20 protein-coding genes and 1 riboswitch are annotated in these 24,372 nt (G+C 72.6%); of the genes, 1 reads left to right on the top strand and 19 read right to left on the bottom strand.

Translation table 11 applies throughout. The features are described 5' to 3' along the window. Positions 1 to 6: 6 nt before the first annotated feature. The 3 genes from LG634_RS04230 to LG634_RS04220 all read right to left on the bottom strand — a co-directional run bounded on the left by LG634_RS04230 (position 7) and on the right by LG634_RS04220 (position 3,374). A complete protein-coding gene (locus LG634_RS04230) occupies positions 7 to 1,200 on the bottom strand; it encodes an MBL fold metallo-hydrolase (RefSeq protein WP_226732222.1) in 1,194 nt (397 codons plus the stop codon). A 200-nt stretch (positions 1,201 to 1,400) separates the two neighbouring features. Then, positions 1,401 to 2,207 carry an SGNH/GDSL hydrolase family protein gene (locus tag LG634_RS04225; RefSeq protein WP_226732221.1) on the bottom strand — a complete coding sequence of 269 codons (807 nt, stop codon included), beginning with the start codon at positions 2,205 to 2,207 and terminating at the stop codon, positions 1,401 to 1,403. Positions 2,208 to 2,408: 201 nt separating this feature from the next. Further along, on the bottom strand, positions 2,409 to 3,374 hold the full coding sequence (locus LG634_RS04220) for a M23 family metallopeptidase (protein WP_226732220.1): 966 nt from the start codon (positions 3,372 to 3,374) through the stop codon (positions 2,409 to 2,411). A gap of 2 nt (positions 3,375 to 3,376) precedes the next feature. After that, positions 3,377 to 3,540, bottom strand: a riboswitch (cyclic di-AMP (ydaO/yuaA leader). 335 nt (positions 3,541 to 3,875) lie between these two features. Here LG634_RS04220 and LG634_RS04215 point away from each other — a divergent pair. Further along, entirely contained in the window at positions 3,876 to 4,673 is a 798-nt protein-coding gene (locus LG634_RS04215; RefSeq protein ID WP_226732219.1) for a tyrosine-protein phosphatase, read from the top strand. Between the two features lie 99 nt (positions 4,674 to 4,772). Here the strand turns inward: LG634_RS04215 and LG634_RS04210 are convergent, their stop codons facing one another. The 16 genes from LG634_RS04210 to LG634_RS04135 all read right to left on the bottom strand — a co-directional run bounded on the left by LG634_RS04210 (position 4,773) and on the right by LG634_RS04135 (position 23,995). Further along, entirely contained in the window at positions 4,773 to 6,200 is a 1,428-nt protein-coding gene (locus LG634_RS04210; protein ID WP_308072273.1) for an aspartate aminotransferase family protein, read from the bottom strand. Beyond that, positions 6,197 to 8,032, bottom strand: a complete 1,836-nt coding sequence (locus tag LG634_RS04205) for a 1-deoxy-D-xylulose-5-phosphate synthase (RefSeq protein ID WP_226732218.1) — start codon at positions 8,030 to 8,032, stop codon at positions 6,197 to 6,199. The genes LG634_RS04210 and LG634_RS04205 overlap by 4 nt, the downstream gene beginning before the upstream one ends. 56 nt (positions 8,033 to 8,088) lie before the next feature. Next, positions 8,089 to 9,111: an adenosyl-hopene transferase HpnH gene (gene hpnH / locus LG634_RS04200; RefSeq protein ID WP_226732217.1), complete on the bottom strand. Its 1,023-nt coding sequence runs from the start codon at positions 9,109 to 9,111 to the stop codon at positions 8,089 to 8,091. A gap of 5 nt (positions 9,112 to 9,116) precedes the next feature. Next, positions 9,117 to 9,776 carry a phosphorylase family protein gene (locus tag LG634_RS04195; RefSeq protein ID WP_226732216.1) on the bottom strand — a complete coding sequence of 220 codons (660 nt, stop codon included), beginning with the start codon at positions 9,774 to 9,776 and terminating at the stop codon, positions 9,117 to 9,119. Beyond that, entirely contained in the window at positions 9,776 to 11,869 is a 2,094-nt protein-coding gene (shc, locus tag LG634_RS04190; RefSeq protein WP_226732215.1) for a squalene--hopene cyclase, read from the bottom strand. The genes LG634_RS04195 and shc overlap by 1 nt, the downstream gene beginning before the upstream one ends. 110 nt (positions 11,870 to 11,979) lie before the next feature. Next, the gene (locus tag LG634_RS04185) at positions 11,980 to 13,092 is read right to left on the bottom strand and encodes a polyprenyl synthetase family protein (RefSeq protein WP_226732214.1); all 1,113 of its coding nucleotides are present in this window, start codon (positions 13,090 to 13,092) and stop codon (positions 11,980 to 11,982) included. A 50-nt stretch (positions 13,093 to 13,142) separates the two neighbouring features. After that, on the bottom strand, positions 13,143 to 14,543 hold the full coding sequence (hpnE, locus tag LG634_RS04180; protein WP_226732213.1) for a hydroxysqualene dehydroxylase HpnE: 1,401 nt from the start codon (positions 14,541 to 14,543) through the stop codon (positions 13,143 to 13,145). A gap of 202 nt (positions 14,544 to 14,745) precedes the next feature. Continuing rightward, complete coding sequence (hpnD, locus tag LG634_RS04175; protein ID WP_226732212.1) at positions 14,746 to 15,708, bottom strand: presqualene diphosphate synthase HpnD; 963 nt, start codon at positions 15,706 to 15,708, stop codon at positions 14,746 to 14,748. Next, on the bottom strand, positions 15,705 to 16,616 hold the full coding sequence (hpnC, locus tag LG634_RS04170) for a squalene synthase HpnC (protein ID WP_226732211.1): 912 nt from the start codon (positions 16,614 to 16,616) through the stop codon (positions 15,705 to 15,707). Before hpnC ends, hpnD begins: the two co-directional genes overlap by 4 nt. A gap of 336 nt (positions 16,617 to 16,952) precedes the next feature. Further along, a complete protein-coding gene (locus LG634_RS04165; protein WP_226732210.1) occupies positions 16,953 to 17,753 on the bottom strand; it encodes an ABC transporter ATP-binding protein in 801 nt (266 codons plus the stop codon). Then, a complete protein-coding gene (locus LG634_RS04160) occupies positions 17,746 to 18,675 on the bottom strand; it encodes an ABC transporter permease (RefSeq protein WP_226732209.1) in 930 nt (309 codons plus the stop codon). Before LG634_RS04160 ends, LG634_RS04165 begins: the two co-directional genes overlap by 8 nt. A 108-nt stretch (positions 18,676 to 18,783) precedes the next feature. Further along, entirely contained in the window at positions 18,784 to 19,632 is an 849-nt protein-coding gene (locus LG634_RS04155) for a glycosyltransferase family 2 protein (protein ID WP_264202714.1), read from the bottom strand. 35 nt (positions 19,633 to 19,667) lie between these two features. Then, entirely contained in the window at positions 19,668 to 20,447 is a 780-nt protein-coding gene (locus LG634_RS04150; protein ID WP_226732207.1) for a CDP-alcohol phosphatidyltransferase family protein, read from the bottom strand. Beyond that, positions 20,425 to 21,486, bottom strand: coding sequence for an iron-containing alcohol dehydrogenase family protein (locus LG634_RS04145; RefSeq protein ID WP_226732206.1), 1,062 nt, complete (start codon positions 21,484 to 21,486; stop codon positions 20,425 to 20,427). The genes LG634_RS04150 and LG634_RS04145 overlap by 23 nt, the downstream gene beginning before the upstream one ends. Then, positions 21,474 to 22,226 carry a phosphocholine cytidylyltransferase family protein gene (locus tag LG634_RS04140; protein WP_226732205.1) on the bottom strand — a complete coding sequence of 251 codons (753 nt, stop codon included), beginning with the start codon at positions 22,224 to 22,226 and terminating at the stop codon, positions 21,474 to 21,476. The genes LG634_RS04145 and LG634_RS04140 overlap by 13 nt, the downstream gene beginning before the upstream one ends. Beyond that, positions 22,223 to 23,995: a DUF5941 domain-containing protein gene (locus LG634_RS04135; protein ID WP_226732355.1), complete on the bottom strand. Its 1,773-nt coding sequence runs from the start codon at positions 23,993 to 23,995 to the stop codon at positions 22,223 to 22,225. Before LG634_RS04135 ends, LG634_RS04140 begins: the two co-directional genes overlap by 4 nt. Positions 23,996 to 24,372 lie beyond the last annotated feature (377 nt).

Raw genomic sequence — 24,372 nt, 5'->3', positions numbered from 1 at the left:
CACCCCTCACCTCTCCCCCGCCAGGTCCCAGTCCCCCCGCTCCCGCTCCTGCTCCTCCACCGGCACGCCGCCCACGCGCCAGGCGCGCGGGCCCGGGACCTCGTACGCGTTCCACCAGGCTTCGGAGGGGACGTTCGGGCCGGTCGGTTCGAAGGGTTCGCCGGGCAGGGGGAGCGCGACGGGCTGGTCGGCGGACCTGGCCGCTTCGCGGGTCCATGCGCCCGGTTCGGACCAGGGGTGGGGGGCGAGGTTGAAGGTGCCCCAGTGGATGGGGAGGAGGATGCCGTGCGGGCTGCCGCCCTGGAGGTCGAGGTGGGCGCGGAGGCCTTCCTCGGGGGTCATGTGGATGTCGGGCCAGTATTCGCTGTAGGCGCCGATCTGGATCATCGTGGCGTCGAAGGGACCGTGTTCGGCGCCGATGTCCTTGAAGCCGGGGAAATAGCCGGTGTCGCCGCTGTGGTAGATGCGGTGTTCGTCGCCCTTGACGACCCAGGAGGCCCAGAGGGTGTGCTGCTGGTTGCGCAGGCCGCGGCCGCAGAAGTGGCGGGCGGGGGTTGCGGTGAGGGCGAGGCCGGCGATCTTCACGGTCTCGTTCCAGTCGAGCTCGCGGATGCGGTCCTCGGACACCCCCCAGTGCTCCAGGTGGGCGCCGACGCCGAGCGGTACGGCGAAGACGGTGTCGGTCCCGGCCAGGGCCTTGATCGTCGGCAGGTCGAGGTGGTCGTAGTGGTCGTGCGAGATGACGACGACGTCCACCGGGCCGAGCGCGGCCAGCGGCACCGGCACCGCGTGCAGCCGCTTCGGGCCGGCGAACGGGAACGGAGAGCACCGCTCTCCCCACACCGGGTCGAAGAGCACGCGGCGGCCGTCGATCTCGGCGAGCACGCTGCTGTGGCCCATCCAGGTGAGACGCAGCCCGGTGACGGGGGGCCGGGACAGGTCCTTGAGCGTGGTGGGGTGGACGGGGATGGCGGCGGCGGGCGTCCGGCGGGCCCGCTCTTCCTTACGGAAGTAGATCTTGGCGAACTCGGCCATGGACCCGGAGGGCCGCTGCCGGGTTCCGAGGGGGTTCTGGAACACCCCGTCGGCGAAGTTCGGCGACTGGCGGATCCGCTCCATCCGGGCTCCGGACGGGTCCGCCCCGAAGGCGGCGGGGCGCAGGGCACGCAGCTGTGAGCGCAGGTGTCGGGTGCCGGACAAAGCGCCTCCTGGGGCGGTGTGACAGCGGGAGCAGCGGACGACGGGTCCGTTACACCTCTACCCAACGCGCGCCGGGGCCGCAGGATTCCGGCCACGCCTCCCCGGCCACACCGGTCGCAGGGGCACCCGCGCCGGGCCCGCCGGCCCAGGCCGTAAAACCGCAGGTCACAGGCCGGCGCCCGGATCGGCCGGGCCGGACCCTACAGCGGCAGCAGGTCCGGCCGCTTCGCCTCCACATGGTCCCCGGACGACTCTCCGCGCAGCCGCCGCCCGATCCAGGGGACCAGGTATTCGCGCGCCCACTGGATGTTGTCGCGGGTGACCTCGGCCGAGCCCCGGGGTTCCTGGGGCGGCCAGGGCTGGTCGGGGTCGGCGGGGACGTCGATGCCGAGGACCTGGGCGGCGCGGAGTGCGACGCGGGTGTGGCCTTCGGGTGAGAGGTGCAGCCGGTCGTCGTCCCAGGCCCGGCGGTCCTGGACGGACTTCAGGGACCACAGGTCGAGCACGGGGCAGTCGTAGCGGTCGGCGATGGCGCGGACGTGTGCCGAGTAGGTGGCGACCTTGCCGCGGATGTGGCGCAGCACCGGTACGCCGCGGGTGTCGAACCCGGTGGTGATCATGACGGTGCCGACGGCGCCGGTCAGGTCGGCGACGGCCGCCTCGAACCGTTCGGCCACGTCGTCGGGGTCGCTGCCGGGCCGGATGATGTCGTTGCCGCCGGCGCAGAAGGTGACGAGTTCCGGGGCGAGCTCCTTGGCGCGGGGCACCTGCTCGGCCACGATCTGGTCGAGGAGCCGGCCGCGCACGGCGAGGTTCGCGTACCGGAAGTCGTGCTCGTCGCGCCGGTCGGCGAGGAGGACGGCGAGCCGGTCGGCCCAGCCGACGAAGGTGTCGTCGGGTCCGGGGTCGCCGACCCCTTCGGTGAAGCTGTCACCGATCGCCGCGTAGGAACCGATGGACCCCGAGAGTCCCGGTCCCGCTGAAAGAAATGTCGAATCGCCTGCCACGAAAGCACATCCTTCACCGCGAGATGTGACCTACGCGACCGTAGGAAGGGGTTGACGCGGAGTGATCTATACCACCCGGTCAGTTTCGGCCATTCGGAACAGGCCCGGAATAAACCCGTACGGCCGACAGGGGCCGGGATCCCCCTCGGATCCCGGCCCCCGGCCGTCCGACACCCGCCGCGCGCGGCGCGGCGGAGTGCGTCAGATGCTCACGCCCTGCGCACGCAGGTAGGCGAGCGGGTCGATGTCCTGGCCGTAGGACGGCCCGGTGCGGATCTCGAAGTGCAGGTGCGGCCCGGTGGAGTTGCCGGTGGAGCCGGAGAGGCCGACGGTGTCGCCCGCGCCGACGACCTGTCCGGCGGAGACGCTCAGCGAGGACAGGTGGGCGTACTGCGAGTAGCGCCCGTCGGAGTGGCGGATGATCACCTCGTTGCCGTACGCGCCCGCCCAGCCGGCGGAGACGACGGTGCCGGCGCCGACGGCGTGGACGGAGGTTCCGGACCCGACGGAGAAGTCGACACCCGTGTGGTAGCCGCTGGACCACATGCTGCCGCCCATGCGGTACGAGGTGGAGACGGAGCCGTTCACCGGGGCGACGAACGCGGCACCGGTCTTCGCGGGAGCCTGGGCCGGGGCCTCGGGAGCCGCCGGGGCCTCGGCCGCGGAACGCGCCGACTGGGCAACCCGCTTGGCGCGCGAGGCGTGCTCAGCGGACCGCTCGGCCTTCTTCGCGGCGCGCTTCTCGGTCCGCCGTTCGGTGCGCTGCTCGGCCTTCCGCTCCCCCGCACCCCCGAGGGTCAGTTCCAGTCCGGGGTGGATCAGCGACGGGTCGGCGCCGACCGCCTCCCGGTTGTCGGCGTAGAGCCGCTGCCAGCCTCCGGGCAGCGCCTGTTCGGCAGCGATCTTGGAGAGGTGGTCCCCGGCGACGACGGTGTACGTCCGGCCCGCGGCGGCGGCAGCGGGCGCGGCCGGAGCGGCGGCGGGAGCCGCGGCGGCCGGAGCGGCCACCGTTCCGGCGACCGCCGGAGCCTCCGCCTTGCCCGCCGCGTGGGCGCCGGTGGCCCCCATGAGCGGCAGTGCGAGTGCGGCCCCGCCGGTCCCGGCGGCGACGAAGCCGCGGGTGACCGGGTTGGCCTTGGGGCGGCGGTGCTTACCCTTTCCGGGCATGGCGAATTCCTCTCCGTCGCCTGCGAGGTGAGCTGTCGGGTTCGGACTGGAGATGCCCGGCCGTATCGATACGGCTTCACCCCGAGCCGTTCCGGAAGAAAGATCCGGAACGGCGGCTTACCTGGTTCCCCCGCTCCTGCCGCACGCAATTGGTCGGTTGCGGTATCCGGGCGGCGGCAGGATTCGGCGTTCCACCCGGCTCGGCCGTGAACGTAATCGAGCGCGGACGGGCGGAACAAGTCATGAATTCCCCAAGGGAATCCGGAAGCTGAATGATCGCCGGAATTCCGGTCACTGTCCGTCTATTGCAGCTACGTAACAGCCGCCCCCACAACGGGTTTCGGTGCAGGGTCCCCGCCACGCACGGTCACCGTATGATCCTGCTCACGAGTGCCACCGTGCGCCCTGCACATCTCCCCCGCTACCGCGGTAACTTGACGCCAAGTAGTGCAATTCGGACAGACCCATCAGAGAGCTCGATCCGATCCGCAAGGAGCCCAGGTGACCCAGGACATATCGAACGCGCCAATACTGGCCCGAGTGCGCAACTTCCGTGATGTAGGCGGCCTTCCGACCCATGACGGACGTCGGGTGCGGACAGGGCATCTCTACCGAAGCGGACATCTCGCGCATGCCACCGATTCCGATATCGAGTACCTCAACTCGCTCGGACTCCACACCGTCTTCGACTTCCGCAACTCCGAGGACCGCGCGCTGGAGGGCCTGGACGTCGACCTCGCCGGAGTGCGCAACGTGAACATCCCGCTGTCGGACCCGGCCTACGGCGGCGGCTTCTGGAAGATGGTCCGCGAGGGTGCCATCGAGGAGCTGCGCGACATCCTCGGCGAGGGCCGGGCGGCAGCCCGCATGCACGGCTCGTACGTCAAGCTGATCAAAGAGCGGACCGCGGAGCACAGCCGGGTCGTGCACGCGATCGCCGAGGACAGCGTCCCGGTCCTGATGCACTGCGCGGCCGGCAAGGACCGGGCCGGGCTGTCGGTCGCCGTCACCCTGCTCGCCCTCGGCGTCCGGCGCGAGGCGATCACCGCCGACTACCTGGAGTCGAACGCCCCGCAGCACCGCTACCCCGTACGGCGCAGCAACGGGCTCGCCCCGTCGCCGGAGGCCATGGAGCTGCTCGGCCCGCTGTTCGACGCCCGTGCCGAGTACCTCGACGCCGCGTTCGCCGCCATCGACGAGACGTGGGGCGGCGTCGACACGTACCTCGCGCAGGGCCTGGGCCTCGGCGCCGCCACCCTGGACCGGCTGCGCGACCGCATGCTCGAACCGGCCGCCTGACCCGCCCGCCCCCGGGCCGGGACCCAGCGCAGGCACCCCCACGCCATCCCGGCCCCGGGCCGTCGCACCTCCCCCGCGGACCCCGTACGATCCGCCGGCTCAGCGGTTCGCGACCGCCTGCTTCACCAGCGTCCTGCCGAACTCCCACATCAGCGACCCGCCCGCGTGCGCCTCGTCCATCACCGCGCGGAAGGCGGTGACGAACCGGTCCACGTCCTTCTCGTCCACCACCAGGGGCGGAATCAGCTTGATCACTTCCAGGTGGTCGCCGGACACCTGGGTCAGGATCCGGTGCTTCTGCAGCAGCGGGACCACGACCATCTGCGCGAAGAGCCCCTTGCGGGCCGCCTGCAGCATGGTCCAGCGGCTGCGCAGGCCCAGCGAGGACGGCCGGCCGAACTCGATGCCGATCATCAGGCCGCGCCCGCGCACCTGGTGCAGCAGCTCGTACTCGTCGACCAGTGCCGCCAGCCGGCCGCGCAGCAGGTCGCCGGTGGTCCGCGCGTGCGCCACCAGGTCCTCGTCCGCCATCACCGCGAGCACGGCCAGGCCGGCCGCCATCGCCTGCGCGTTGGACCCGAAGCTCGCCGAGTGGACGAGGACCCGGTCCATGGACGAGTAGACCTTCTTGAAGATCCAGTCCTTGCCGAGGGTCGCTCCCACCGGCACGTACCCGCCGGACAGCGCCTTCGCCACGCACACCAGGTCGGGTTCCACCCCGGCCTCGTGCTGGTAGGCGTAGAACTCCCCGGTGCGGCCGAGGCCCGTCTGCACCTCGTCCGCGATCAGCAGGGCCTTGTGCCGGTGCAGCAGCTCCTGCGCGGCGCGCAGGTAACCGGGCGGCGCCTCGTGGACGCCCTTGCCCTGGATCGGCTCCACCACGAGGGCCGCGACGTCGCCGCGGCGCAGCTCCCCCTCCAGCGCGGCCAGGTCGCCGAGCGGGATCTGCGTGTCGGGGAGCAGCGGGGCGAAGCCGGTGCGGAACCCGTCCTCGCCGTTGACGGAGAGGGCGCCGGCGGTGAGGCCGTGGAAGGCGTGGGCGCAGTAGAGGATGCGGGGCCGGCCGGTGGCGTAGCGGGCGAACTTGAGGGCCGTCTCGACGGCCTCGGTGCCGCTGTTGCCGAAGAACACCCGCTCCAGGTGGGGGCTGTGGGCGAGCAGCCGTTCGGCGAGCAGGCCGGGCAGCGGCTGGCAGTCGAAGCGGGTGAGGTCGGCGAGCTGGGCGTCGAGGACGTCGTGGAGTGCCTTGCGGACCACGGGGTGGTGGCGGCCGAGGCCCATGACGCCGAAACCGGCGAGCATGTCGAGGTAGTCGTTGCCCTCGTCGTCCCAGAAGTGGGCGCCTTCGGCCCGTACGTAGACCTTGTCGAAGCCGATGGTGTGGAGCATGCGGGGCAGCTGGTGGTTGAGGTGGCGGGCGTGCAGCTCGTACCGCTCGCCGCCGCGCTCGGCCAGCAGCCGCCCGAGGTCGAACCCGCCCGTGCCGGTGGTGCCCTCGTCCATGCGCTCGTCTCCGTCGCCGTTCATCTCTCCCGCTCCAGGTTCTCCGTGCCGGGCTCCGCCGAACCGGCGTGCCCGCCTTCCGCCAGTGCCGCTCCGATCCCGCCGGCGATCTCCACCGGGGTGAGCCCGATGTCCGCGAGCACCTCGCCGCGTTTGGCGTGGGCGAGGAACCGCTCGGGGATGCCGAAGGTCCGCAGCGGTACGTACGTCCCGGCGTCGCGCAGGGTCTGCCCGACCGCCCATCCGACCCCGCCGGTGCGGCTGTTGTCCTCGACCACGGCGACCAGCCGGTGCCGGGCGGCGAGCGGTGCGAGGGCGGCGTCGAGGGGTTTGACCCAGCGGGGGTCGACGACCGTCGTACGGATGCCCCGCTCGGCGAGCAGGCCGGCGGCACCCAGGCAGACGGGGGCGAGGACGCCGGCGGAGACCAGCAGGACGTCCGCCGCGGCCTGGGGCCGGGGGTTCGCGGGGTCGCCCCAGCGCAGCACGTCCATGCCGCCGACGCGTCCGGCCGCGGGCACCGGCGGCCCGGCCGCCTCCTTCGGGAAGCGCAGGACGGTCGGTGCGTCGGAGACGGCGAGGGCCTCGCGGAGCTGGGCGCGGAGCTGCTGCGGGTCGCGGGGCGCGGCGATCCGCAGGCCGGGGACGACCTGGAGCAGGGACATGTCCCACATGCCGTGGTGGGAGGGGCCGTCGACGCCGGTGATGCCGGCGCGGTCGAGGACGAAGGTGACGCCGCAGCGGTGCAGGGCGACGTCCATGAGGACCTGGTCGAAGGCGCGGTTGAGGAAGGTGGCGTAGACGGCGACGACCGGGTGCAGGCCGCCGGTGGCGAGGCCGGCGGCGGAGGTGACGGCGTGCTGTTCGGCGATGCCGACGTCCCAGACCCGGCCGGGGAAGCGGCGGGCGAACTCGGTGAGGCCGACCGGGTGCAGCATGGCGGCGGTGACGGCGACCACGTCGGGGCGTTCGGCGCCGACGGCGGCGAGCTCGGCCCCGAACACGTCGGTCCAGGAGGGACCGGGCGGCGGGCCGAGGGGTTCGCCGGTGAAGGGGTCGATGACGCCGACGGTGTGGAAGCGGTCGGCTTCGTGGGCGAGGGCGGGCGGGCAGCCGCGGCCCTTCTCGGTGAGGCAGTGCACGAGGACCGGGCCGGTGGCGTCGGCGGCCCGGCGCAGGGCGTCCTCGACGGCCGCGACGTCGTGGCCGTCGACGGGTCCGACGTACCCGATGCCGAGGGCTTCGAACAGTCCGCGGCCGTCCGTGCCGCCGGCGGTGCGGCGGCCGGCGAGGTGGTCCGCGAGGCCGCCGATGGTGGGCAGGTAGGAGCGTCCGTTGTCGTTGAGGACGATGACGACGGGGCGGTCGCGGCCGGCGGCGATGTTGTTGAGGGCTTCCCAGGCCAGACCGCCGGTGAGCGCCCCGTCGCCGGTGACGGCCACGATGCGGCCGCCCCGGCCGCGGGCCCGCCGGGCTTTGGCGAGTCCGTCGGCCCAGCCGAGGACGGTCGAGGCGTGCGAGTTCTCGATCACGTCGTGGTCGGACTCCTCGCGCGAGGGATAGCCGGAGAGGCCGCCTTTTCCGCGCAGTTTCGAGAAGTCCTGGCGTCCGGTCAGGATTTTGTGCACGTAACTCTGGTGACCGGTGTCCCAGAGAATGCGGTCGGCCGGTGAACGGAAGACCCGGTGCAGGGCGATGGTGAGTTCGACCACGCCGAGGTTGGGTCCCAGATGGCCTCCGGTCCTGGCCACGGCGTGGACGAGGAATTCCCGGATCTCGGCGGCGAGTTCCGGGAGCCGCTCGCCGGGAACCGCTTTCAGATCGTGCGGTCCCCGGATTCCTTCCAGGATCGACATACCGGTCCCCCTTGTTGGCGCTGGCTGCCGGGTGGTGCGGGGCGGGGCGCCGGGGTTCAGTCGCGGTTGCCCGTGACGGTCTCCCGGGCCGCGCGGAGGGATTCCCTGAGGGAGCCCATGGTGGCGAGGACGGCGGTGGGTTCGTAGCCGCAGTGCGCCATGCAGTTGGCGCAGCGGGGGTCCTTGCCGCGGCCGTACTTGCTCCAGTCGGTGTCCTCGACGAGTTCGCGGTACGTGGGGACGTAGCCGTCGCTCATCAGGTAGCAGGGGCGCTGCCAGCCGAAGAGGGAGTAGTTGGGGATGGCCCAGGCGGTGCACGGGAAGTCCGCCTTGCCCTCCAGGAAGTCGAGGAACAGGGGCGAGTGGTTGAGGCGCCAGCGGCGCCGGTTGCCGCCGGCGAAGGCCTTCCTGAACAGTTCGCGGGTCTGTTCCACGCCGAGGAAGTGCTCCTGGTCGGGTGCCTTCTCGTAGGCGTACGCGGGCGAGATCATCATCTCGTCGACCTTGAGGTCGTCGTTGAGGAAGTTGAGGACCTCGATGACGGTCTGGGGGGTGTCGGTGTTGAAGAAGGTCGAGTTGGTGGTGACGCGGAAGCCGCGGCGCTGGGCCTCCTTGATGGCGGCGACGGCCTCGTCGAAGACGCCTTCCTTGGCCACCGACTCGTCGTGGCGTTCGCGCAGGCCGTCGATGTGCACGGCGAACGCGAAGTAGGGCGAGGGGGTGAACTTCTCGATCTTCTTGCGGAGCAGCAGGGCGTTGGTGCACAGGAAGACGTACTTGCGCTTCGCCACGAGCTGGCGGACGATCTCGTCGATCTGCGGGTGCATCAACGGTTCGCCACCGGCGATGGAGACCATGGGCGCGCCGGATTCCAGGACGGCGCCCACGGCCTGGGCCACCGGCATGCGCTGCTTCAGCACGCCGGCCGGGTGCTGGATCTTGCCGCAGCCCTCGCACTTCAGGTTGCACGCGTAGAGCGGTTCCAGCTCGACGATCAGCGGGAACTTCTCACGCTTGCGGAGCTTCTGTTCGAAAAGATAGGTCCCGACCCTGATGGACTGTCGCAGCGGCATGGCCATCTGGCTCACCTCCTGGGGAGCAGCAAAGAACGGTGCCAGTCGAAGAAAGCAGGTAGGACGGCACGAAGGACGCGGAAGGCCGATATTCCACCGCGTACCGTGCCGATTCGGACGAGCTCATGCTCCGGAGCGTCCACGATCACCCGGACGGCCGCAACCGGGCGGCTTCCGGCGGTCCACGCCGGGCCCGGACCGGTTCCGGCGGCCGTCCGGAGGGTGGCCGCCGATTCCATGTCCACGGCCACCGCGCCGCTCGCCCGCAGCCGGGCCCGCTCGGGGCCGCGGACCACGTGGTCGGAGCCGGTCAGGGGGCCGGTGTGGACGGTCCGGCCGGGAACCGCCCGGGCCACCGCCTCGGCGAGCAGCCCGGTCCCGGTGCAGGGGGTGGTGCCGCGCGGGTCGCGGGTCTCCTCGGCGACGACCAGGTCCCCGGGGTGCATGCCGGGGGCGAGTCCCGCGCAGAAGCCGGTGGCGAGCACCGCGGCCCCCTGCAGCCGGGGGTCGGCGAGGGCGCGGCCCACCGCGCGTTCGGCGGCCCGGGGGCCCATGCCGGTGCGCAGCAGGGTGTAGCCGTCCGGGGCTCCGTGCCGGCCGCCGCTGCGCAGCGCGAACTGCTCGATGCCGAGTGCGCAGGCGATCACCAGCGCGGGCCCGCGGCCGTCCATCAGGGCACCCCTCCCCCGGCGGCCCGTACGCCCGCGGGTCCGGCTGCCGTGCCGCCCGGCTCGGCGTGCAGGTAGCGGCCGAGGGCGCTGAGCGGGAAGACCTGCCGGTACAGGTGGTAGTTGATGGAGAAGTCCCAGGGGAAGCCGGTACCGGTGAAGTAGGGCTCGTCCCAGCTGCCGTCGGCCCGCTGGGTGCTGGTGAGGTAGCCGACGCCGCGGGCGACGGCCTTGCCCTCGCGTTCCCCGGCGGCAAGGAGCGCGAGGAGCGCCCAGGCGGTCTGCGAGGGGGTGGACTCGCCGCGTCCGGCCCAGCCGGCCGGGTCCTCGTACGACCGCTGGTCCTCACCCCAGCCGCCGTCCGCGTTCTGTACGGACTCCAGCCAGGTCACGGCCCGCCGGACCGCGGGGTGCGAGCGCGGGATCCCGGCGGCGGTGAGGGCGGGGACCACCGAGCCGGTGCCGTAGACGTAGTTGGTGCCCCAGCGGCCGAACCAGGCGCCGCCGGGCTCCTGTTCGGCGAGCAGCCAGGCGACGCCGCGGCGGGTGCGGGGGTCGGCGGCCCGGCCTTCGGCGGCGAGCATCTCGACGACGTGGGCGGTGACGTCGGCCGACGGCGGGTCGATGACCTCGCCGAAGTCGCAGAACGGCAGCCGGTTGGGCAGCGGGCTGGTGTTGTCGGCGTCGAAGGCGCCCCAGGCGCCGTTGCGTGACTGCATGCCGAGGTTCCAGGAGACGCCGCGGGCGATGGCCGCGTCGACCCTCGGCTGGTCGGGGTGGCGGATCCGGCGCAGGGCCAGGACGACTTCGGCGGTGTCGTCGATGTCGGGATAGGTGTCGTTGTGGAACTCGAACGCCCAGCCGCCGGGGGCGAGTCCGGGCCGCCGGACGGCCCAGTCGCCGGGCCGCCGGATCTCCTCGGCGAGCATCCAGTCGGCCGCCTTGACCAGCGCCGGGTGGTCGGGCGGCACGCCGGCGTCGAGGAGGGCGATGGCGGCGAGGCAGGTGTCCCAGACCGGCGACTGGCAGGCCTCGATCATCCGGGCGCCGTCCTCGCGCCAGACCGCGAACCGGTCGAGGGATTCCAGGCCTGCGCGCATCACCGGGTGACCGAGGTCGTAGCCGAGGAGGTGCAGGGCGATCAGGGAGTACACGGCGGGGGGCTGGATGCCGCCCCAGCAGCCGTCGTTCTCCTGCCGTTCGACGATCCAGCGGGCGGCCGCGTTCATGGCGGCCCGGCGCAGTGCGCGGGGGGCGACGCGGTGGTAGAGGTGCAGGGCGCGGTCGAGGCGCTGGAAGGCGCCGTCCCAGCTGAGGGCGCGGGCGAGCGGCTTGCGCGGGTTGGGGCGGCGGGCGTCGGTGTGCAGCTCGTCGAGGGCGAAGGGGGCCGGGCGCACCGGGCGCAGGGCGGAGACGATGGTGAGGGGCACGATGGTCTGCCGGGCCCAGCAGCCGAAGTCGTAGATGTTGAGCGGCACCCAGGAGGGCAGGAAGATCAGCTCGGGCGGGACCTCGGGCAGGTCCTCCCAGCGCCACCAGCCGAAGAGGGCGAGCCAGATGCGGGTGAAGACGCGGGCGCCGGCGATGCCGCCGTGGCCGCGGATCCAGGCGGAGGCCCGGCTCATGTGGGGGGCGTCGGGTGCGTCTCCGGCGAGCCGGAGGGCGACGTACGCCTCGATGGTGGCGGAGAGTTCGGGCGGTCCGCCGTGGAAGGTGGCCCAGGTGCCGTCGGCCTGCTGCTCGGCACGGATGTGGAGGGCGGCGGCGCGGGTGACGGTCTCGTCGGCGATGCCGAGGAACTGGCGCAGCAGGAGGTCTTCGGCGTCCATGGTGACGTTGGTCTCCAGGTCGCCCTTCCACCAGCCGGCCGGGTCCTGGCGGGCGAGCAGCCGGTGGGCGGCGCGTGCCACCGCCTCCTCGACGCTGCGCTCGGCGCCGGTGCCCGCGTCGGGGGGCGGTGGTGTCTCCGGGCCGCCGGGGGCCGCCCCGGGTGGTTCGTCCGGCCGCGCCCGCCCGGGCGCGGCCGGGCGCGGTGTGCCGTTCGCCGCGTTCGCGTCGGGCGCTGACCCGCCGCTTCCGTCGGTCGTCGCTGTCATGCCTTCCCCTTCCCGCAGTGTCCTCTGCTTGCTGGGGTCCGACGTCGGCCGGCGTCCGCCCGGGGGCGGGGTCGCCGGCCGGCGACGCGCGATTCATGTCCGAACGGTGATCATCTCTTGCGGACGACGACAAAGTCCGCAAGCGCCACGAGCTGATCGCGGACCTTCTGCGGCATGTCGACCTCGTCGAGCGCCTGTACGGCGACGGCGTGCTGGCGGCGGGCCTCCTCCTCGGTCCACCGGCGGCCGCCGGCCTCCTCGATGAGCGCGGCCCGGGCGGCGAACTCCTCCTCGGAGAAGTTCGCGAAGTCGGCGCTGCGGGCGTCGGCGGCGAGCAGGTCGCCGAGCTGTTCGGAGGCGGGTCCGCCGGCGGCGAGCGCGGCGACGACGGGCAGGGACTTCTTGCGCTGGCGCAGGTCGCTCCAGGTCTGCTTGCCGGTGGACTCGGGGTCGCCCCAGATGCCGAGGAGGTCGTCGACGGCCTGGAAGGCGAGGCCGAGGTGGTAGCCGTACTCCTCCAGCTTGTCGGCGGTGCGGTCGTCGGCGCCGCCGAGGACGGCGCCGATGGACACGGCGCAGGCGAGCAGGGCGCCGGTCTTGTTGCCCTCCATCTCCAGGCATTCCTCGACGCTGACGCGCTCGCGGTGCTCGTACGAGATGTCCTGGGCCTGGCCGTCGATGAGCTTGCGGGTGGCGGTGGTCAGGCGGCGGGTGGCGCGGCCGGCCTCGACGGTGCCGAGTTCCAGGAGGAGTTCGTTGGCCAGCGCGAACAGGGCGTCGCCGACGAGGATGGCCTGGGCGGGGCCGTGGACCTTCCACACGGTGTCGCGGTGGCGGCGCTGCTCGTCGCCGTCCATCAGGTCGTCGTGCAGCAGGGAGAAGTTGTGGACGAGTTCCACGGCGACGGCGCCGGGGATGCCGGTGGCGGCGGGGGCGCCGGCGGCTTCGGCGGAGAGGAGGGCCAGGGCGGGCCGGACGGCCTTGCCGCTGTCGGCGTCGGTGGGGTTGCCCTCGGCGTCGATCCATCCGAAGTGGTAAGCGGAGACCGTGTCCATGGGCGGCGCGAGGGTCTCGACGGCCGCGCGGAGCACCGGGGTGGACAGGGTGCGGCCGCGCTCCAGCAGCGCGAGCACCTCTGCCTGCCGGTCGCCGCCGGCGCCTGCGGCGGGCGCCGCGGGTGCGGTGTCCGCCGGGTGGTCGACAGCCGGGTTCCCCGGGTTCACTGGCTCTCCTCTGGTTCCGGTACGTACCGTCGTGCCTGTGGTGCTGATCGTCATGCCGGCCTCCTGCCGGGGGTCTCCGCGGCGAAGCCGGGGAGCGGGTCTTCTCGGGGGCGGCCGAGTCCGGCGAGTGCGGCGTGGGCCGCGGTGAGTCCGCTGCGGACGGCGCCTTCCATGGTCGCGGGCCACCCGGTGGCGGTCCATGCGCCGGCCAGGAAGAGGCCGGGGGCGTGGGTGCGGGCCGCGGGACGCAGCCGGCCCACTCCGGGGGTGGGGGCGAACGTCGCCGTCCGCTCCCGGGTGACGAAGAAGTCGCGGACCTTGGCGCCGCGGGCGGCGGGCAGCAGCCGCTCCAGTTCGGGCAGGTACTTGGCGCGCAGCACGGAGACGGGTTCGTCGATGTCGTCCTGGGCGGCGGACTGGGAGAGCGCCAGGTACTGGCCGCCGTCGGTGAGTCCGGAGGTGTCGGTGCGGTCGAAGACCCACTGCACGGGGGTGCCGAGGGCGGCGAAGAAGGGCTGCCGCAGCACCTTGCGGTCGTAGACCACGTGCACGTTGAGGATGGGTGCGGTGCCGATGTCGAGGAGGGTGTCGGGGTCGTCGAGGGCGCCGTGCGGGAGCAGTGCGTGGGCTTCGCGCTGGGGTACGGCGAGGACGACGGCGTCGGCGTCGAGGGGGCCGCTGTCGGTGGTGACGCGCCAGCCGCCGTCGGGGGTGCGGGTGACGGCGGTGGCCCGGGAGCGGGTCTCGGTGTGCACGCCGGCCGCGTCGAGGGCCTTGCGGGCGAGGGTGTCGTGGAGTTCGCCGAGGGGGACGCGGGCCCAGCCGATGTCGGCGGCGCCGGGCTCGGACAGCAGCCCGGTCTTGAAGACCATGGCGGCGAGGCCGAGCGAGGAGTGGGCGGCGGTGGCGTTGAGGGTGGCGATGCCGACGAGGTCCCAGAGCGCTTCGATGGTGCGCGGGGACTGCCCGTAGCGGCCGAGCCAGGTGGCGAAGTCGACGCCGTCGAGGGCCGGGTCGGCGGGGTCGAGGGAGCGCAGCGCGAGGGCGGCGCGTCCGACGGCGGCGCGTTCGGCCAGGGAGAGGTGCGGGTAGCGGGCGAGGGACGCGGCGAGGTGCAGGGGGACGGGCAGGGCCGCGCGGCGCAGCCGGCCCAGGCGGGGTCCCCGGGGGTGGGCGACGTCGAGGACGGGTACGTCGAGCCGGTCCTGGAGGGGGGCGAGCGCGGTGCCGTCGACGCGGTCGAGGAACCAGCGGTAGGCGGTGCAGCAACGCAGGTAGACGTGCTGCCCGTTGTCGACGGTGAGGTCGCCGCGCTTGAAGGAGAACGCGAGGCCGCCCAGGCGCGGGCGGCTTTCGAGCAGGGTCACGGAGAGCCCGCCGTCGGCGAGTTCGAGGGCGGCGGTGACGCCGGCGAGTCCGCCGCCGACGACCACCGCGTGCTGCGTGGTCATGCGCCCTCCTTCGCCGGGCCCGTCCGCTGCGGTCGGGCGGGCGCTGACCTCAGGGACGCGGCAGGGGCGTGCGGGGTTGCGCACGGGTTCCGCCGGTTCGCCGCATGTGCGGCCGTTGCCCGGCCCGTCCGGGCTGTCCGTCCGTGTCCTGCGGGTGCGGTCGGGGCCGGTGTGGCCCGTTCCGGTGCTGTCGGGGTGCTCATCAGACCCGCCTCCTGGCCGCCTGGCGCGAGATGGTCCGCGCGTCGAGCCCCGAGAGGCCGCGCACGGCGACGTACGCCTTCTCCCGCACGGGCAGCGAGACGCGTCCGCGCAGGACCGCCTCCGGCTCGCGTTCGATGCGGTCGAGCAGGCGGCGGTAGATCCCGGCCATCGCGGCCACGCACGCGCCGCTGCGCCGGTCGAGCATCGGCAGCAGCCGGTATCCCTCGGCGAACAGGGCCCGGGCGCGCCGTACTTCGTGGTGGACGAGACCCGCGAAGTCCGAGCCGGCCGGGGCCCGGCCCGCGCCGGATTCCCCGAGCCGGTCGGCGGAGCAGCCGAACTTGGCGAGGTCTTCGGCGGGCAGGTAGGTCCGGCCGTTTCCGGCATCTTCCCGGACGTCCCGGAGGATATTGGTCAGTTGGAGGGCAAGACCGAGCGTGTCGGCGTACTCGGGGGCGCGTGCGCTGTCACGCGCGCCGGGGGTGGTGCCGAACACGCCGAGCGAGAGGCGTCCGATGGCGCCGGCCACGCAGCGGCAGTAGACCTTCAGGTCGTCCCAGGTCTCGTACGTCTCGCCGCGGACGTCCATGAGGACGCCGTCGATCAGCTCGTCGAGTCCGCCGAGCGGGATGGGGAACCGGCCGGCGGCGTGCGCGAGCGCCACGGCGACGGGGTCGGTGTCGTCCTCGTCGACGCGGCCGTCCTGGATGCGGGACAGCAGGGTGCGGGTCTCCTCCAGCCGGACCAGCTTGGCCTCGGCCGGCAGGGTGCCGTCGCCGATGTCGTCGACGCGCCGGGAGAACGCGTACAGGGCGGACATCGCCTGCCGCTTGTCGGCGGGCAGCAGGCGGATGCCGTACGCGAAGTTGCGCGCCTGCGCACCGGTGACGGCCTCGCAGTAGCTGTAGGCCGCGAGTACGGGTGCGGACACGTGCGGTTGGCCCTCCACTGTCGGGCTCACCCCTCTTTCGGCGCTGTGCGCAGTACGGCGCCCACCTCGCGGAGCAGGCCGGTTCTGGTGGGTTTGGGCGGGCCGGCGGCCACGTCGAAGCCGGCCTGCTCGATCGCCTTGAGGGCGGCCCGGCCGCCGCCGGTGAAGCCGGCGAGCAGCAGCCGGAGCCGGCCGCGGACGCTGCCGACGAGCGGCAGGCCGTCGTCGAGCAGGGTGCGGGCACGTTCCGCCTCGAAGGCGACGAGGGCGCGGACGGAGGCGCTCGCGGCGGGCGCGGCGAGGTCCGCCTCGGTGACGTGGAAGCGGCGCATGTCCTCGGCGGGCAGGTAGATCCGGTCCCGGCCGAGGTCCTCGGTGACGTCCTGGAGGTGTTCGACGATCTGGAGGGCGGTGCAGATCATGTCGGAGCGGCGGATCCGCTCCGGGCTGGCGGCGCCGGTGATCGCGAGGACGAGGCGGCCGACGGGGTTGGCGGACAGCTCGCAGTAGGCGAGCAGGTCGTCGTACGTCTCGTAGCGGCGGACCTGCTGGTCCTGGCGGTTGGCTTCCAGGAGGCCGAGGAACGGGCCGGGGGTCAGCGCGTGGCTGTCGACGACGGGCTGGAGGGCGCGCAGCAGGGGGTGGCGCGGGGTGCCGTCGAAGACCCGGCCGAGGTCGTCCTCCAGGGCGTCGAGGAGGGCGAGCCGGTCGTCGGCGCGGCCGGCGGGGACGCCGAGGAGTTCGGCGTCGCGGCCGCCGGGGGCGAGGTCGCCGTCGCCGATGTCGTCGACGAGGCGGGCGTAGCCGTAGACGGCGGTGAGGCCGGCGCGCCAGGCCTGCGGGACGAAGAAGGGGGCCACGGGGAAGTTCTCGTCGGCGGCCTTGCCGAGGGTGGCCTGGGCGTGGTCGTCGGACCGGGTGCGCGGTGCCGGCGTCACCGGCCGCCGCCCGCGGCGGGGACGGCTCGGCCGTGGAGGGGCAGGAGAGTTCCCGTAGCCATTGCCGTCACATCTCCCGTTCTACACTGCCGACCCAATACATCCTATTTCGGACACGCCGCCGGTCCGCCCCGGGAGGGTGTGCCCTCTCACCTGCGGGGAATCGTCCCCACTTGCCGCGATTCAGCACCGGTACAGCTTACGTTGTACAGCGAGAACCGGCCCCACCGGGTGTACGCCCCGTGACGTGATGTCGCGGCGGCGGGAGGCGCAGCACGGGACCCCCGCCGCAGCCGCGCGGCGGGGGTCCCTCAGGGGACGTGCGGGGAGCCTGCGCTAGCGGCTGGTCTCCTTCTCGTAGGCCTTCACCACTTCTTCGGTGGGGCCGTCCATCAGCAGTTCGCCCTTTTCCAGCCACAGGACGCGGTCGCACGTGTCCCGGATCGACTTGTTGCTGTGGCTGACGAGGAAGACCGTACCGGCTTCCTTGCGGAGCTCGCGGATGCGCTCCTCGGAGCGGATCTGGAAGCGGCGGTCACCGGTGGCGAGCGCTTCGTCGATCATGAGCACGTCGTGGTTCTTCGCCGCGGCGATCGAGAAGCGCAGGCGGGCCGCCATGCCGGAGGAGTAGGTCCGCATCGGCAGGGTGATGAAGTCGCCCTTCTCGTTGATGCCCGAGAAGTCGACGATGCCCTGGTAGCGCTCCTTGATCTCCTCGCGGGACATGCCCATCGCGAGGCCGCCGAGCATCACGTTGCGCTCGCCGGTGAGGTCGTTCATCAGGGCCGCGTTGACGCCGAGCAGCGAGGGCTGGCCGTCGGTGTAGACCTTGCCGGACTCGCAGGGCAGCAGGCCGGCGATGGCCCGCAGCAGGGTGGACTTGCCGGAGCCGTTGGAGCCGATGAGGCCGATGGCCTCGCCCCGGTAGGCGGTGAAGGAGACACCGCGCACGGCGTGCACCTTGCGCACGCCCGGCTGCTCGCCCTTGCGGCGGATTATCTTGCTGAGCGCGGCGGTGGCGCTGCCCTTGCCGCCGCCGCCCGCGTTGACGCGGTAGACGATGTGGACGTCGTCGGCGATCACCGTGGGGATGCGCGCGCCGTCCGGCGTGTAGTTGGGGTCGAATCCGTCAGCCACGGCCGTAGCGCTCCTCAGCCTTCCAGAAGTACACGAAGCCGCCGAGGCCGATGATCACGGCCCAGCCCACCGCGAACGCCCAGACGTGCGGCGGCAGGAAGGAGGAGTCGTACTTGTCGATCAGGGCGAACCGGATGAGGTCCATGTAGATGGCCGCGGGGTTCCACTGGAGGACGTTGCCGACCCAGGCGGGGGCTTCCTTCAGGTACTCGTTGATCGAGAACATGACGCCGGAGGCGTACATCCACGTCCGCATGACGAACGGCATCAGCTGGGCGAGGTCCGGGGTCTTCGAGCCCATCCGCGCCATGATCATGGCGAGGCCGGTGTTGAAGACGAACTGCAGGAACAGCGCCGGGAGCACCAGCAGCCAGGACAGCTTCGGGTAGTTGCCGAAGCCCACCGCGACGGCGAAGACCACGATCATCGAGTAGCCCAGCTGCTGGAGCTGCTGGAGCGAGAACGAGATCGGCAGCGAGGCGCGCGGGAAGTGCAGGGCGCGGACCAGGCCGAGGTTGCCGGAGATCGCCCGGACGCCGGCCATCACCGAGCTCTGCGTGAAGGTGAACACGAAGATGCCCATGACCAGGAACGGGATGTAGGTGTCCTGGTCCATGCCGCGGCCGGCCTTCAGGATCAGCCCGAAGATCAGGTAGTAGACCAGCGCGTTGAGCAGCGGGGTCGCCACCTGCCAGATCTGGCCGAGCTTGGCCTGGCTGTACTGCGCCATCAGCTTGGCCGAGGAGAAGGCCAGGATGAAGTGGCGGCGGCTCCACAGCTGCCGCACGTACTCGAAGAGCCCGGGGCGGGCACCGCTCACCGACAGGCCGTACTTCGCGGCGAGCTCCGCCGGGGTCAGCCCCTCGTCGGGAGACGGCGGCTTGCTCGTGGCGAGGGCGCCGTCGTGGGTTGTGTCACTCACAAGTTGAAACTTTCGTCTTCAAGATGCGCAGCAAGGGCGGACATCGGGCTCTGGGCCCCGGCCCCCGGGATGTCCCGGGGTACGGACATGCTCCCAGAGGCGAGCTTGTCAGATGACGGGAGGCCGTCCCAGCCGGGTCAGCCGCCACACCGTACGCCACTTCATGGGGCGCCGGGGTCCGCAGGGGGTGGCCCAGCCTTCGCGGAAGCCGCCGAACCAGGCCTTGAGCGCCTCCCCGGAGGGTCTGCGCAGCAGGGTCAGCAGCGTCCAGACGCCGACGTAGACCGGGACCAGGGGGGCCGGCAGGTTGCGCCGGGCCAGCCAGACCCGGTTGCGGGCCACGTTGTGGTGGTAGCTCGCGTGCCGGGAGGGCGCGGTCGTCGGGTGGTGCAACACCATGTCGGCGCGGTAGTCGATCTGCCAGCCGGCGTCGAGGGCCCGCCAGGCGAGGTCGGTCTCCTCGTGGGCGTAGAAGAACTCGTCCGGGAGGCCGCCGACCTGCTGGAAGACGGTGGTGCGCACGGCGTTGGCGCCGCCCAGGAAGGTGGTGACCCGGGAGGAGCGCATGGGGTCGGAGGCGCGCAGCCGGGGCACGTGGCGGCGGGCGGTGACCCCGGTGTCCGGGTCGGCGATGCGGAAGCTGACGATGCCCAGCTCCGGGTCCTCCGCGAAGGCCTGCCGGCACAGCTCGGCGGTGTCGGTGCGGGGCAGCAGCCCGTCGTCGTCGAGGAAGAGCAGGACGTCGACGTCGCGGCCGCCGGGGCCGAAGGCCTCGATCCCGGCGTTGCGGCCGCCGGGGATGCCCAGGTTCTCCGGCAGGTCCAGGGTGCGGACGCCGTCGGGGACCAGTCCGGTGACCTTGACGCCCTGGCCCACGACGACCACGTCGACCGGGGCGCCGTCCTGGCGGGCCACCGAGTCGAGCAGGGCCTGCAGGTCGTCGGGGCGGTTGCCCATGGTGATGATCACCGCGCCGACGCGCAGCGGGGCGGTCACCGCAGCCTGCTCGACACGAGGATGGACACGAGGTGCAGCACCGTCTGCAGGAGCGCGATGCCGGCGAGCACGGCGACCCCGAGGCGGGAGAAGTACAGGTCGCCGCGGACGGTGTCCAGGACGGCCAGCACCAGGATGAGCAGCGAGGCCTCGATGCCGAGGACCAGGCGGTGGAACTTGAAGGCGGCGGCGGCCCGGCGGGCCAGCGCCATGCCGGAGGAGCGCGGCTCGGCGGCGGACTCCTGGACGGGCGGCAGGCCGCCCTGGTGGCGGGCGACGCCGACGAGGTCGGTCTCCGCCTTGATCAGGATGGCGCCGAGCGCGGCGAGGGTGCCGAGGAAGGCCCACAGCCAGTCGATGCGGCCGCTGCCCCACAGGTCGGCGGCGCGCAGGCCGAAGCCGACGAGGACGGCGGCGTCGCACAGGTAGGCGCCGACCCGGTCCAGGTAGACCCCGGAGAGCGAGTACTGCTGCTTCCAGCGGGCGACCTCGCCGTCGACGCAGTCAAGCAGCAGATACAGCTGGACCATCACGACGCCGAGGACGGCACCCCAGACGCCCGGCACCAGCAGGGCCGGGGCGGCGAGCACGCCGAACAGGGTCATCAGGTACGTGAGCTGGTTGGGCGTGACCTTGGTGCCCACCAGGACGCGGGTGATGCGCAGGGAGATCTCGCGCATGTAGAGGCGGCCGCCCCAGTGCTCCCCGCTGCGCCGGTCCTTCACCCCGGCGGGGTGCACGACCGGGCGGAGCTCAGCTACGGATGGTCTGGGCATAGTCGGAGTAGGCGTCCCTGATCTCGGCGGCGGACAGGTTGAGGTGCTCCAGGATGGTGAAGCGTCCCGGGCGGGTCTGCGGGGCGTACTCCACGGCCGCGACGAACTCGTCCACGCTGAACCCGATCTCCTCGGGCAGCACGGGCAGGCCGTGGCCGCGCAGCACCTCGGCGAAGAGCCCGGACTGGTCCGTGGCCCCGCGCAGGTGCATCGCGAAGGCGGCGCCGATGCCGACCTGCTCGCCGTGGAGCGCGGAGCGGCCCGGGTAGAGCAGGTCGAAGGCGTGGCTGATCTCGTGGCAGGCGCCGGACGACGGGCGGCTGTCGCCGCTGATCGACATGGCGATGCCGGAGAGCACGAGGGCCTCGGAGAGCACGGTGAGGAACTCGTCGTCGCCGCAGCCGCCGGGGTGGCGCAGCACGGACTCACCGGCGGTGCGGGCCATCGCGGCCGCGAGGCCGTCGACGGGCTCGCCGGTGAGCCGGTGGGAGAGCTCCCAGTCGGCGATGGCGGAGATGTTGGAGATCGCGTCGCCGATGCCCGCGCGGATGAACCGCACCGGGGCGTCCTTGATCACGTCGAGGTCGATCACCATGGCGATCGGCGTGGGGACGCCGTAGGAGCCGCGGCCGTTGTCGTTGTCGAGGATCGACACCGGCGAGCAGATGCCGTCGTGCGACAGGTTGGTGGCGACGGCCACCATGGGCAGGCCGACCCGCGCCGCGGCGTACTTCGCCACGTCGATGATCTTTCCGCCGCCGAGGCCGACCACGGCGTCGTAGCGGCGGCCCTTTATGTCGTCGGCCAGCTTGACGGCGGAGTCGATCGTGCCGTCGACGACCGGGTACCAGTCGGCGTGCGGCAGGACGGGCTCCAGCTTGGCGCGCAGCGCCTGGCCGGACCCCCCGCTGATCGCGATCGCCAGCTTGCCGGAGGCGGAGATGCGCTGGTCGGCCAGGAGACCGGCCAGGTCGTCCATCGCCCCGCAGCTGATGTCGACGACGACCGGCGAGGGGATCAGCCGGGTCAGTACTGGCATGCGATCTTCCGGCCCTTGGCGAGGTCGTCGTGGTTGTCGATCTCGACCCACTGGACGTCGCCGATCGGGGCCACGTCGATGGTGAAGCCGTCGTTGACGAGCTGCTGGTAGCCGTCCTCGTAGTAGAGGTCGGGGTCGCGCTCGAAGGTGGTCTTCAGGGCCTCGGCGAGCTGCTCGGCGGCCTCGGGCTCGATGAGGGTGACGCCGATGTACTCGCCGGTGGCGGTGGCGGGGTCCATCAGCTTGGTGATCTTGCGGACGCCCTGGCCGTCGGCGGTGATGACCTTCATCTCCTCGTCGGCCAGGTTCTTGACCGTGTCGAGGGCGAGGATGATCTTCTGGCCGTTGCCGCGGGCGGCGAGCAGGGTCTTCTCGACGGAGACGGGGTGCACGGTGTCGCCGTTGGCGAGGATGACGCCCTTCTTCAGGACCTCACGGGCGCACCACAGGGAGTAGGCGTTGTTCCACTCCTCGGCCTTGTCGTTGTCGATGAGCGTGATCGACAGGCCGTACTTCGCCTCCAGGGCGGCCTTGCGCTCGTACACGGCCTCCTTGCGGTAGCCGACGACGATCGCGACCTCGGTGAGGCCGACCTCGGCGAAGTTGCCCAGGGTCAGGTCGAGGACGGTGAGGCTGTCCTCCTGGCCCTCGGGGCCGACCGGCACGAGGGCCTTGGGGAGGGTGTCGGTGTAGGGACGCAGGCGGCGTCCGGCACCGGCAGCGAGTACAAGGCCGATCATGCTGGTTCTCCTTCGTCATGTACGGCGGGTGCTCCGGAGGAGACCCAGAAGCGGATGCTCTCGGCGAGCACCACGAGTGCCACGAACACGGCCAGGGCCGTGAGCGCGACGGGGAAGTCCTTGCGCGCGAGGACGACCGCCAAGGCCGTGGTGAACAGCACCCGGCCTTCGTGGCCGCCGATCGTCCGCACCAGCCAGTGCGGGGGCGCGCCGGTGCCGCCGCGGATGCGGTACACCGTGTCGTAGTGATGGTAGGCGACCGCCGCCACCAGGCCGAATGCCGCCGGGAGGGCCCCGGGGACGTCCGCCTTCGCGGCGAGCACGAGGACGGCGGTGTATTCGGCGGCCCGGAACAGCGGCGGGATCAGCCAGTCCAGGGGGCCGGCCGGCGGGCGGGCCGCGGTCAGGCCGGCGAGCAGGACGTAGCCGGCCGCGAAGGGCAGCAGGCGGGTGTCGCCGAAGGGCGTGGTGAGCACGCCCGTGAGGAGGACGGCGGCGCCGAGCACCGCGCAGGCCACGGCGGGCGGGCGCAGCAGCCGGGTGGCGCGGGCCACCAGTTCGGCGAGCGGGCCGCTGTCGGTGAGGTCCGCGAGGGCCTGCACGGCGCGCGGGGTCCGCTTCGCCTTGCGGGTCAGGGAGCGCAGCACCCGGCCCGCCGTGGTGTACAGCGCGCCGAAGGCACAGCCGATCAGGAGGGCGTAGAAGGTGATCCGGGGGGTGGTCGCGGCCGTGAGGACCGCGATCATCGCCCAGCGCTCGCCGATCGGCAGGATGATCATCCGGCGGACCCAGACCGTCCAGCCGACGCTGTCGAGGCGGCCGGAGAGGGCCGCGGTCGGGCTGGTGTTGGCGGTGGCGTCGTGGTTGGCCTCGTTGAAGGCGAAGTCCACGACGTGCCGGCTGGTCATCAGCACCATAGAGCCGAGCGCCAGCGCCCACACGTCGTCCCCGCCGCGGGCGGCGCCCAGGGCGAGACCGGCGTAGAAGGCGTACTCCTTGGCCCGGTCGAAGGTGGCGTCGAGCCAGGCGCCCATCGTCGAGTACTTGAGTGCGTAGCGGGCGAGCTGCCCGTCGGTGCAGTCGAGCACGAAGGAGACGATCAGCAGCACGCCGGCGGTGATGTAGCCGGCCCGCTCGCCGGTGGCGGCGCAGCCGGCCGCGATCAGCGCGGTGAGCAGCGAGGCGGTGGTGACCTGGTTCGGGGTCAGCCCGCGGCGGGCGCACCAGCGTGCGATGTAGCGCGAGTACGGGCTGATGAAGAAGGTGGTGAAGAACCCGTCGCGGGACTTCACGGCGGTGCGCAGCCGGACCGCCTCGTCGTCGACGGCGGCGACGGCGGCCTGGGCGGCCGCCCGGTCCCCGTCGGCCTCGGGCACCCGGGCCACGAGGGTGCCGAGCTCGGGCCGCTGGACGGGGGTGCCGGCGGTCTCCAGGGCGGCGGCGAGCCGGTCCGGGAGGTTGGCGGCGAGCGGGTCGGGTTCGGCGGCGGCCTCGGCCAGCCGGGCGCGCAGCGGGGCCTGGACCCCGAGGGCGCCGGGGATGGCGCAGGCGTCGAAGCGCGGGTCGGTCAGCGCCAGGCGCAGGGCGTGGGTGTGCCCGACGAACCGGCTGTCTACGAGGGCGACCCGCTCGTCGGCGGGCAGCCCGGACAGCACGTGGCCGGCGTCCCACGGTGCGGCGGCGCGGCGCACGTCGAAGCCGAGGGAGCGCAGTTCGCCTTCGAGCGGCGATCCGGGGACCGGCGGGCCGGTGAGGATGGCGGTCGGCAGACGAACTCACTCCTTGGGACAAGCGCGGAACGGGCGCCCACGCGGGGGCGGCGACACGTCCGGCAGAGGCTATCGGATGAATGGAAGGGCCCGTTCATCACCCGTTCACGCCCCGACAAGCCCGCGAACGAGGGGCTCGGAGGGTGCCCGCCGGACCGTGATCATCATGGTTGAGATCCCCTTCCGGCGACAAACCGCCCGGTGTTAGGGTGACGGAGGGACACCAGGAGTCCCGTTGTGCGCGTGGTGCGCCCTTGACGCCTTGGAGGAGGTGGGTTGATGACCGTGGCGGTGTTCGCTGCCCTGTGCGGCGACGAGCGGTTCATCCCCATGTTCCGGGCGTCCGGCCGGGTCTGATCGCGCCCTCTGCGCGCTGA

Source organism: Streptomyces bambusae, assembly GCF_020532645.1.
Taxonomy (GTDB): domain Bacteria; phylum Actinomycetota; class Actinomycetes; order Streptomycetales; family Streptomycetaceae; genus Streptomyces; species Streptomyces bambusae.
The sequence above is the reverse complement of the archived record's forward strand: the minus strand, read 5'-3'. Positions and strand labels throughout refer to the sequence as shown.